Genomic DNA, 11,767 nt, shown 5'->3' on the forward strand with positions numbered 1-11,767 from the left:
TTCATGAAATCTTTTACACAATAATATTGTTGCTTACTTTTTTAGTGATATTGCTATCCACCAATATTATGTAATTATGTATATTGCGTTATAATAAAAAATAGATAAAATAGTAAATAGATTGGAGGTGTATTATGAGCAATACAAGATATTTAATAAATAAAAAGAATTATGATCCAAATTATGAACTAATTTATATAAGTAAATCAAAATTTGAAAACGACTGGCATAGCACAGCTCATTTTCATCCATTTACAGAAATATTTTTTATAACTGATGGAAAAGGAGCCTTTCATTTAGATGATTCCATTGTTGATGTTAATAAGTGGGATCTAATTATAATTAATCCTAACTGTTTACATACAGAAAAATCATCTTTGTCAGATTCCCCTTTAGAATACATTGTTCTCGGAATAGACAACCTATTACTAAACCTTCCCGAATCCTATAGCTTAACTAATAATGAGCAACAAATTAATCTTTATAGGATTATGAACTTTTCTAAAGATAAAGAATTAATACTTAGCCACTTTAACCAATTAATTAATGAAATAGAAAACAAAGAATTTAATTATGAACATGTATGTAAAAGTATCCTAACACTATTCATAACACATATCATACGCAGCACAGCTTCGCTACAATTCATTGAAGAATCCCAAGATAAACTAAACTTAGAATGTATAAAAATTAAAAACTATATTGATTCACACTATGCGCAAAATATAACTTTGGACTTTTTATCCGATTTATCTTATATGAATAAGTATCACTTAGTTCATACATTCACTAAGCAAATAGGGATTTCCCCTATAAACTATGTTATAAATAAACGGATACAAGAAGCAAAAAATCTACTAGCTACTACTGGCTATTCAATTAGAGATATTGCTTCCATAGTGGGCTTTGGGAACTCCTCTTACTTCAGCCAAATGTTTAAAAAAGTAACTGGAATTTCTCCAAAAAGCTATAGAGTAGAAAACTCAAAAGATAAAACTATTTAAAAATTAAGGAGTAAGATTCATTATAAAAAATAACAAATCTTACTCCTGATTTTTAAATATTTATTAATTAAATTTCACCTATAATAAATTTTATAACTTCTCCTCCAAGAATCATACCTACAACTGGAGGAACAAACGATATACTTCCTGGTATTTGTCTTTTAGTTGCACATTTTTTAGTACCACCTGTACAAACACAACCAGTCTTACAAGTAACTACATCTTCATCTTTTGGTCTTCTTGGCTTTTCTTCTGAATATACAACCTTAAGATTCCTTACTCCTTGTTTTCTTAGCTCGTATCTCATAACCTTAGCTAAAGGACAGACTTTCGTATCATATATATCAGCAACCTTAAACTGTGTTGGGTCAAGCTTATTTCCTGTTCCCATTGATGCAATTATATTAATATTTTTTTCATAGCAATACTTTGCTAAAGCTATTTTTGCTGATACAGTATCAATTGCATCTATTACGTAATCAACATCATCAGGAATTAATTCACCTAAATTTTCAGGAGTAACAAATACTTGATGAGTAATAACATTACACTTTCTATTAATAGTAAGTATTCTTTCCTTCATAACTTCAACTTTTACTTTGCTTATAGTTCCATATGTAGCATGTATTTGTCTATTTAAATTAGTTAAACAAACAGTGTCATCATCTACTAATATTAAGGTTCCAACTCCAGCTCTTGTTAATGCTTCAACAGCAAAGCTTCCTACTCCACCAACTCCAAATACCATTACTTTTGCATTTTTTAATTTTTCTAGTCCATCATTTCCTATAAGTAATTCTGTTCTAGATAATGGATGTTGTAACATTCACTTCTCTCCTTTTTATATCTTATGTATAATTTCACAAAAGAATAATTTTAATTTATATCTTATTTTAGACTATTATTTATTTATATACAATAATATTATTTTCCATATAATAAAAATAATATAGCTCAACATAATTATTAATAATAAAACTATTTGTTTTATTTAAACAAGTTTTATTATATGATAATATAAGTTATAAATTGCAAATCAATTTAATAGTGAAAAGTTAATATTGAAGAAGTAAAAAGTTTAGGATGTTTTTCTACGTAAAACTAAACTGTAGGCATAAAGCACTTTTTATTCAAAAATCCTATAAGGATTTTCTCCTTCACTTTTTCATTATTCACTCTTCCATTATTGACCATTTTGTTTACAAAATATATTTCAAGGAGGATAATTATGATTTTAGGAATTATAAGTGCAATGGCAGAAGAATTAGAATTACTTCTAAAGGATATGTCTATTGAAAAAGAAACTAAGAAAGCAAATATGACTTTTTATAAAGGGACTCTAGGCGATAAAAATATAATTGCAGTTGTTTGCGGTATTGGTAAAGTAAATGCTGCTATTTGTACTCAAATATTAATATCTGAATATGGAGTATCTTCTGTAATAAATGTTGGAGTTGCAGGTGGAATCGGTAAAGACATTTATCCTGGAGATGTTGTCGTTGGAACAGATTTAGTTCAACACGATATGGATACAACTGTATTTGGCAATCCTCATGGTCAAATTCCAAGATTAGATACTTTTTCTTTCAAATGTGATGATAAATTAGTTAAAGCTGCTTTAGCTGCATGTGAAGAAATTAAAGAAATCAACACCTTTTCTGGTAGAATAGTATCTGGAGATCAATTTATATCAAGTGTTGAAAAAATCCAATGGTTTGAAAAAGAGTTTAATGCAATATCTTGTGAAATGGAAGGTGCGAGTATTGCTCATGTATGCTATTTAAATAATATTCCATGTGTTGTTATTAGATCAATCTCTGATAATGCTAATAATGGAGCTCATATGGATTATGAAAAGTTTATTCCTATAGCAGTTAGAAATTCAACTAAAATACTAAGAAAAATGATTCAAAACCTTTAAAAAGGTTAAAAAATGTAATATTGCTTATTCCATCGCTTCGCTTCAAGTCAACGCAATATTACATTTTTAACCTAGAAACTAAATGTAATAATTCCTCATTCTTTTGAATTATACAAATGTAGTATTATAATTTTTTATATAGTTATAATATATTATTTTCTTTCATTTTTCAGTCACTTCGCTCCAAGTCGCAACACCATATTATTTTACCTATTCATACTGAATGTAATAACTTTTCTTCTAGTTTTTATTATTAAATGCGAAAAATTTCATAAATATAAATGTTATTGGTACACCAATAATGGCTGCTAATCCATATGCAATTAACTTATATATACCCATAATATTAAATACTATTAAAACTATTATATTTTGAATTATGAAATTAGGTATATATGATATAGTAAACTTAATAAATTTATTAAAGTTTAATTTTTCTTTAAATGTTACGTAACTATTTAATATATATGAAATTATTAATCCTGAAATATATCCACATATAAACGCTATATTTTCATTGAAAAAATTTGAATATATATAAGAAAAGATAACTCCATTAAAGGTATTAATTACTCCAATAATAACAAAAATTATAAATTCTTTCGAAAAAAATATATTCTTAAATTTGTTAATTAAATATTCCATAAACTATCTAACTCTTTCTTCAGTATTTATAATCTTATTTGCTATAATAAATCTTGGTCTTTGCTTAGTTTCATTGTATATTTTACCTATATATTCGCCAATTACGCCAAGTGATAGTAATTGTATTCCACCAATCATCCAAATTGAAATCGTTAATGATGTCCATCCATCTTGGGTATTTCCGAAAAATTTAACTATTAAAGAGTATATTAAAGCTATAAAGCTTAGTGCAGATATTGAAAATCCTAAGCCTGTAATTATTCTTATTGGTTTAATACTAAATGAAGTTATTCCATCCCAAGCAAATGCAAGCATCTTTTTAAAAGGATATTTTGATTCTCCTGCAAATCTTTCATGTCTTTCATATTCTACTACCGCATACTTATATCCTATTAAAGGAACTATTCCCCTTAAAAATAAGTTTACTTCCTTAAATTCACTTAACACCTCTAAAGCAACCCTACTCATTAATCTATAATCAGCATGATTATAAATTACTTCAACTCCAAGACCACTCATAAATTTATAAAACCCAAGAGCTGTTGTTCTTTTGAAAAAAGTATCTGTATTTCTAGAAGACCTTACACCATATACTACGTCATTCCCCTTATAATATTCCTCTACAAATTTATCTATTACTTCTATATCATCTTGTAAATCTGCATCTAACGATATTACTATATCTGCATATTCTTTAGCTGTCATAAGTCCAGCTAATAAGGCATTTTGATGCCCCTTATTTCTTGATAAATTTACTCCACTGAATATGGTATCTTCCCTATAAAGATCATTAATTATAGTCCATGTTTTATCCTTTGAACCATCATTTACAAATAATATTTTACTATCTCCAGATACTAAATTACTATTAATCATACTCTTAAGCTTATCTGATAACCTTTTTGCAGTTTCCTGTAAAACAGCCTCTTCATTGTAACAAGGAACTACTAAAAATAAAATTTCATTCATTACTAACCCTCCATAAAGTTCTTACTATCTCCCAAAGTAATTATTCTTGATAATTTTTTCCCCTATTTCATAAGATTTTAATAAGTGTTCCTTCTCTTCGTTACTTTTCACATTACCCTTAATCTCATTACCCTTTATAATTGTTGCATCTCTATTAGTATTTAATAAAATTCTTCCCATAGAATAATTTATGTACTTACTATCATCCACTCCAAGTAAATATAAAACGGTTGTTGGAATATCGACTTGTCCACCACTTACCTTTATAACATTAGGCTTCATGTCCTTTGAATACATAATTAGTGGTATTCTATTATCATACTCCTTCCACCAATTTCCATCATAATCTAAATCTTTTATATCATCGTTATAATATTTATGGACACCAGCATGATCCCCATATATTACAACCATCGTATTATCTAAAATTCCCTTTTTATCTAATTCATTAAAGAAGTTCTCTATTTGTTTATCCGTGTAAAGTACACTTTCAAAATAACCCCCAAGGTAACTCTCATCTATCTCTTTAGGTAAATCTAACTGTCTATACTTTTTATCAATATTAAACGGTCCATGATTAGATAAGGTTGGCGATTGGAAGAAAAACGGTCTATCTACATTCTCCAACTTATTTGATACTTGAGTTAAAAAACTTCTATCAGATAATCCATATCCTACAGTTTCTTCATATATGTAATCACCGATATCCCATAGGTTTTTAACTCCAAAGCTATTCTTATGAATTTCAGTCCAATTAAATTCTCCTATTTCCTCGGCATGAGATGATATTGTATTATATCCTTCTCCTTCTAATATTCTAGGCAATGAATTACTATATGTATCTTCACCATAATTTAATGCTGTTATCTTGTCTCCCAATGGATAAATTGATGTATTAACCATAAAGTCACAATCAATGCTGTTTCCAGCATTATTTTGTTCATATATATTAGAAAAATATAATCCTTCTCTTGAAAGCTTATTTAAAAAAGGTGATATTTCTTTTCCATTTACACTCTTATTTATCACAAAATTTTCTAAGGACTCAACTTGAATAAAAATTACATTCTTTCCTTTTTCACTTCCCTTATATTCATTTGGCTGTAACTCCTCCTTATTATCTGATATCCAACTTTCTATCTCTGTCTTCTCATCTATTGATAATGGATTCAATACTTTAGATAGAGTTCTATAAGATTCTATAAGATGGTATCCTATAGGACCTGATGCTCTTGCAGACATTAATGTACTCCATCTTTTTGTAAGGATTCTATTTTCCCATCCTCCAAGGCTTAAAATATCTATTAAGAAAAATGATATTACTAATGTAATAATTGCATAACTATTGGTTAATAAAAATTTTCTTACTCTTCTACTATCATTACCTATTGTTTTTTTAATGATTGCATAAATAATTATAAAAACAATATCTACTATAAATAATAAATCTATAGCTCTAAATTGATATAGAGATTCTCCTACAGGATTAAATGTACCTATATAAAACATATTTTTTAATCCTAGAAAGTCTCTATTTACTCTAAAGTACCATAAGTCCATAATTAATAAGAAGCTATATGATATATTAATGAAAATATAATAAATGAGTTGTTTATTCCCTTTAAATAAATATCCAAATGAATAAAACAATAAGATAAAAGCTAAATAGACAAAAATGAATTTAAAACTTATATTATTGATTTTAATTACATCTGCAGAACTTACTTCTATTAAAGCCATAAACAAAAGTGACTTAATTAGCATATCTATAATTGTTGCAAATCTAAACTTACTTATCTTAGAAAATGATAATTTTATATTATGCCCACGAATGTATTCAAAGATTCTATTCTTTATTTTGCTTATATCCATATTTAATTTGCTCCAATCCTATTGTTTAAAAATACTTTCTTCTTAATAAAATCCATGAGCTTAAATAAAATATAAACTAGGCATATAAACAATAGAACATCAAATACAAAGTTAAACAAATACAATTGTTTTGCAGTATCTGCCTGCCCATTACCTACATAGGGCATAGGAAATTGTATTGCTCCTATTAACATTAATCCCCATAATAGTACTATCTTATTTTTTATCTCTTCATTAGACTTATTTCTTAAGAAATTAATTATTGACACTATAAATATAGCTATAAAAACACTTATTATAAACCATAATTTTTTTGGTAACTTATCTTCTCTAAAATCAGACCAAGTTGTAAATCTATTAAGTTTTACAATTGGTTCTTCGCTGTCATATCTATATCCTTTTCCTAAAGATGTACTTGTAAAAAAGGCCTTCCCAGCAGTATACTCCATTCCTTCTATCAATCTTTTTGGGTGAGTTAAATAGAATTTGGCTAGTTTCCCGTTACTTATCTTACTATAAAACTCTTCTTCAGTAATTGGAGTTCTAGGAACATATTTTACATATTCACTAGCATCTAAATAAGCATGTTTTCCTGCCTCACAAGCCATATCTGGATTAAGTCCTAAATCAATTAAATCTTGCTGTGGAGTTTTTGATCCATTAAGAACTCCATAAAAAACAGAATTATACTGAGTATCCTTACTAATATTTTTATTTACAATATTTATTTGAATTGGATAGATTATTATTATAATTAAAAACACCATTAACCATTTTAATTTTTTAGGTTCTAAAACTTTTCTATTATCCCAAAGTACTTTAGCTAAAAGAATTATTATAAATGGTAATGTAGTTAATACTTGCATCTTAGATCCTAAGAACATAAATGCTGAAATATATAAAAGAAAGATTTTAAATCCTATTTTTTTATCATCCTTTTCACTATACTTACATCTAATATAGTATAAAAATGCTGCTAAAAATAACAATAATGTACTTAGCATCATTGGCTCCCCATATAAACTATTAAACCAAACTATATAATTTCCATCCATGAAGACAAAAGCACTTAATAAAGCTATAATACTCAACTTAAAGTTACTTTTTATATTAAAATTCTTTAATATAAGTGCTATTGAGGATATATAAATTATTGCATATGCAATTGCAAGATACTGAGTTCTAAAAACTCCTTGTCCTACTATCTTACAAATAAAATTTATAAAAATAATTAGATACCCCAAACTAGAACTAACTATCCCCACTAATATGGTATTGGCATTTATATTTATCTTATAATCAGTAACTATATACTGATAGAATCTTTTAAAATCAGGATTTCCTTTATCCGAATCTAGAAGTGATAATCCTGAAGAACTCATAACTCTATCAAAATCTCCTTGATCCGCTACTCCCATCTGAGGATATTTGAATAGTATATAAGATATTATTCCAATTGATAAGATAGCAAATATACCTAATATATATTTTGTATACTTATTTTGAATACTTTTTTGTATTTTCATCGATTTGTCCCCCCACCAATAAATTACATTTATTATATTATATCACTATTATTACTATATTTTATATATTTTTTTATTTTTAACTCATATAGTAAATTTTAATATATTTTATGATTTTTATATTAAAACAAATCTTAATGCCATAAAAAAAATATTAACTTACTATATTTATGTTATGTAAGTTAATATCTTATTTGTGATTATAATTATTTATTCATTATGTTTAAGCCATTGCTCTAATAGCAAATGGAATTCCATAGGATATAAAAGTCATTATTATTGTTGCTATCATTATTCCTATAAAAATTGATAGAGATGCTTTTTTAATATCAATTCCTAATAATGCTGCTATTAGTGCGCCCGTCCACGCACCAGTTCCTGGTAGAGGTATTCCTACAAATAATGCAAGCCCCCAAAATTCATACTTTTGAATCTGATCGCTTTTCGACATTGATTTTTCTTCTAATTTTTCAACTAAAGGTCTAAATAACTTAGTCTTTTTCATCCAATTAAATACTGGTGTAATGAAGAATAGAATAAATGGTATAGGAACTACATTTCCTATAACACATAAAACTATAGCCTTAAATACTCCTATCCCTAATAATGAAGCTGCAACTAAACCACCTCTTAACTCCAAAATTGGTACCATTGATATTATAAATGCTACAGCTTCCTTCGGCATAAAACTTAATGTGTTAGTAAACCAATTAATTAATGAATCTGTCATAATATGCTCCTTATACTATATTTTCTTTAAATCTTATTTATTAAAATGTAATTATTTGCATATATATAAGATTACATAATAAACCCATAGTATTCAAGTCCTTATTTTTTTAAATTCTTAAGCTTTGGATATAAGTTCTTATCTTCTTTATCTATTCTATTTTCTAATAGTCTTAATACCTTTTTACTTTCTATTAAAAACTTATCTTTATCATTTAATATCTTATTTTTAGTATTAAATTGATTTTTGAACTCCGTAAATATTACATGAATATTTCCCATTTCATCACTATATTCCTTAGATATATTTCTTAAATTACTATCATTACTGTTGATTAATTCTGGATATAAAAACTTGTCCTCTGTTTTCATATGAATATTTAGTTTTCCAGCAAGTGTATTTATATCCCAAACTAATTCATCTAAACTATCTTCAATATTTCTTAAATTCAAAGTACTATTAATTTTTTTAAATAATTTATTTATCTCTAAATGTTGTCTTTCTAGATTATCTATATTCATATACGTAACTCCTATCTTTAATTTCATGTATTTTTAACTTAGCTAAATTATAAATCAATTTCATTGTATTTTATGTGATTAGAGTCACAATTTTACTTATTATGAAAAACAACCTAATAATAAAAAATTGATAATAGAATAAGTCCTTTATAACCCATCCATATATAAATAGATATATAAATAGATATATAAATAAAAACATATACAAATAAGATGCATATGTTTCTATTTACTATATATTTATTTAAAATAATTTTTATATTAGAAAGATTTGAATATATCTTTTTTTGCACCACAAACTGGGCAGTTTTCTACATTATCTCCAATTTCAGTGAATCCACAAACCGGACATACATAGATAGTTTCATCGCTTATATCTTTTTGTTGCTTAGCCATATCTTGAGCATCTTTAAACATCTTCGCGTGGATTTTTTCTGCTTCTAAAGCATAATGAAAAGATCTTTGAGCATCAGTTTCATTTTGAAACTTTGCTGTTTCTAAATAAACAGGATACATTTGATCTATTTCATGTAATTCACCATCGATTGCACCTTGTAGGTTTTCAACTATATTTGTATGGCCAAATACAGCTCCAGCAGCAACTGTTTTATCTCCAACTTGTTCATTTAATACATTAAAATGATTCTTAGCATGGCACCATTCTGCATAGGCAATTCCTCTAAAAAGTCTTGCTATATTTGGATAACCATCCTTCTCAGCTGAATCCCCCCAAATAGTATAACGCATATGAGCCATACTTTCTCCACCATATGCTGAACTTAAAAAATCTACTGTCATTGCATTTTTTACTGACATAATTTAAACACATCCCTTCAACTAAATAACATTATTATTATTCCAAATATGAGAATAATAATTCATTATTTATAGAATTCTCTCTAGATAATATTTAATGTATTACTTTATATAGTTATACATTATATAAACAACCTACTACCATCCCCGTAAATTTATAGAAATTATTAGCGAAGTATAATATATTTTAAAATTATTTATTTAAGTATAAATCATATAAAAATAAAGATATTTAAGTTTAATTACTCCATACTTCTCTAAAATCATCATAAACTTTATATGCCATGAAAGCACAAAATAAATCTACTTTTAAAATCTCAGATGATTATAAAGGATTTATATGATTATATTTTTATATTTCAGCATAAATAAAAAAAGAGTTATAAGTTTAGGCATTATCTATTTTAGTACTTTATGCCATCTAATTCTAATAACTCTTTTATCTTATTCTTTAACTAATTTCTTAATTTAAAACAATAACCTTTTATTATTTTCTCACCATTTCATTTTAGTAGCTCCTAGAACTTATGAATAAAAAGTCCACTTCTAGGTTTTGGCTCAAACCATGTTGATTTTGGCGGCATTATTTTTCCGCTATCTGCTATATCCATAATATCATCAGTAGTTGTGGGATACATAGAAAAACTAACTTTCATATCTGTATCAGCTCTTCTTTCAAGTTCTTTTAACCCTCTAATACCTCCAACAAACTTAATTCTCTTAGACTTCCTTGGATCATCTATTCCTAGTATTGGTTTTAAAAGATTATTTTGAAGTATTGATACATCTAATCGATCTACTGGGTCATTTGGATTAAATATTCCATTCCTAGCTTCAAGTAAATACCATTGTTTTTCTAGATACATTCCAAAAGTATGTTTTTCTTTCGGTTTAACTTGTTCATTACTTTTAGTAACTATAAACTTTTCACTTATCTTATTTAAAAACTCTTCTTTTGAAAGTCCATTTAAGTCTTTAACAGTTCTATTATAATCCAATACCTCTAACTCGCTATCTGGATAGGAAATTGATAGGAAATAATTAAATTCTTCCTCTCCAGTATAATTTTCTGTTTCTGCCCTCTTTATATGCCCAACTTTTACTGCTGATGCTGATCTATGATGTCCATCAGCAATATATAAGTATTTTACTGATTTAAATAATTCACTTATTTTATTTACTGTACTTTCATCATCTATAATCCATACAGTATGTGATATTCCATCTTCTGATTTAAAATCATAAATAGGTGCTTTTTTCACCCATTCGTTTATTATATTTGAAATATTTTTATTTTCTCTATAAGTTAAGAAAATAGGACCTGTATGTGCCTCGCATTTATAAACATGATTAATTCTATCTATTTCCTTATCTTCTCGTGTTAACTCATGCTTCTTAATTATATTATTAGTATAATCATCTATTGAAGCACAGCCAACAAGACCAACTTGACTTCTTCCATTCATAACTTGCCTATAAATATAAAAGTTAGGCTTTTTATCTTCTATATAATATCCCTTTTCAATCATTTCATCTAAATTTTCTTTTGCTTTTTCATAAACCCTATCATCATATACATCTATATCACTTGGCAAGTCAACTTCTGCCTTATCTACATGCAAGAATGAATATGGATTATCTTTTACCATTTCTCTAGCTTCATCACTATCCATTACATCATAAGGAAGTGCTGCTATTTTATCTGCTAATTCTCTTATAGGTCTTATACCCATAAAAGGCCTCATTACTGCCATTAAAATTCC

At 26.8% G+C, this 11,767-nt stretch carries 11 protein-coding genes; 2 read left to right on the top strand and 9 right to left on the bottom strand.

Annotated features, from left to right (window positions below; genetic code table 11):
* The first annotated feature begins 134 nt into the window (after positions 1-134).
* A complete protein-coding gene (locus NSA50_RS13105) occupies positions 135-1,004 on the top strand; it encodes a helix-turn-helix domain-containing protein (RefSeq protein WP_257445690.1) in 870 nt (289 codons plus the stop codon).
* Positions 1,005-1,071: 67 nt separating this feature from the next.
* Here the strand turns inward: NSA50_RS13105 and NSA50_RS13110 are convergent, their stop codons facing one another.
* Positions 1,072-1,830, bottom strand: coding sequence for a tRNA threonylcarbamoyladenosine dehydratase (locus NSA50_RS13110; protein ID WP_257445692.1), 759 nt, complete (start codon positions 1,828-1,830; stop codon positions 1,072-1,074).
* 402 nt (positions 1,831-2,232) lie between these two features.
* On the opposite strand from NSA50_RS13110, the gene NSA50_RS13115 reads away from it, so the two are divergent.
* The gene (locus NSA50_RS13115) at positions 2,233-2,925 is read left to right on the top strand and encodes a 5'-methylthioadenosine/adenosylhomocysteine nucleosidase (RefSeq protein ID WP_257445694.1); all 693 of its coding nucleotides are present in this window, start codon (positions 2,233-2,235) and stop codon (positions 2,923-2,925) included.
* 240 nt (positions 2,926-3,165) lie between these two features.
* On the opposite strand, the gene NSA50_RS13120 is transcribed toward NSA50_RS13115, so the two are convergent.
* The 8 genes from NSA50_RS13120 to NSA50_RS13155 form a co-directional block, all read right to left on the bottom strand.
* Positions 3,166-3,570 (bottom strand): GtrA family protein, encoded by a 405-nt coding sequence (locus NSA50_RS13120; protein WP_195266726.1) that lies wholly within the window; start codon positions 3,568-3,570, stop codon positions 3,166-3,168.
* A gap of 3 nt (positions 3,571-3,573) precedes the next feature.
* Positions 3,574-4,539: a glycosyltransferase family 2 protein gene (locus NSA50_RS13125; RefSeq protein ID WP_195266725.1), complete on the bottom strand. Its 966-nt coding sequence runs from the start codon at positions 4,537-4,539 to the stop codon at positions 3,574-3,576.
* Positions 4,540-4,563: 24 nt separating this feature from the next.
* Positions 4,564-6,411, bottom strand: coding sequence for an LTA synthase family protein (locus tag NSA50_RS13130; RefSeq protein WP_257445697.1), 1,848 nt, complete (start codon positions 6,409-6,411; stop codon positions 4,564-4,566).
* Positions 6,412-6,413: 2 nt separating this feature from the next.
* Positions 6,414-7,937: a glycan biosynthesis hexose transferase WsfD gene (gene wsfD / locus NSA50_RS13135; RefSeq protein ID WP_257445699.1), complete on the bottom strand. Its 1,524-nt coding sequence runs from the start codon at positions 7,935-7,937 to the stop codon at positions 6,414-6,416.
* Between the two features lie 223 nt (positions 7,938-8,160).
* Entirely contained in the window at positions 8,161-8,667 is a 507-nt protein-coding gene (locus NSA50_RS13140; protein ID WP_195266722.1) for a COG2426 family protein, read from the bottom strand.
* Between the two features lie 101 nt (positions 8,668-8,768).
* Entirely contained in the window at positions 8,769-9,188 is a 420-nt protein-coding gene (locus NSA50_RS13145) for a hemerythrin domain-containing protein (RefSeq protein WP_195266721.1), read from the bottom strand.
* A gap of 261 nt (positions 9,189-9,449) precedes the next feature.
* Entirely contained in the window at positions 9,450-10,004 is a 555-nt protein-coding gene (locus NSA50_RS13150; RefSeq protein ID WP_195266719.1) for a rubrerythrin family protein, read from the bottom strand.
* Between the two features lie 518 nt (positions 10,005-10,522).
* Positions 10,523-11,758, bottom strand: coding sequence for a DUF1015 domain-containing protein (locus NSA50_RS13155; RefSeq protein WP_195266717.1), 1,236 nt, complete (start codon positions 11,756-11,758; stop codon positions 10,523-10,525).
* Positions 11,759-11,767 lie beyond the last annotated feature (9 nt).

Source organism: Clostridium mucosae, from assembly GCF_024622765.1.
In the GTDB taxonomy this organism is placed as follows: Bacteria; Bacillota; Clostridia; order Clostridiales; family Clostridiaceae; genus Clostridium.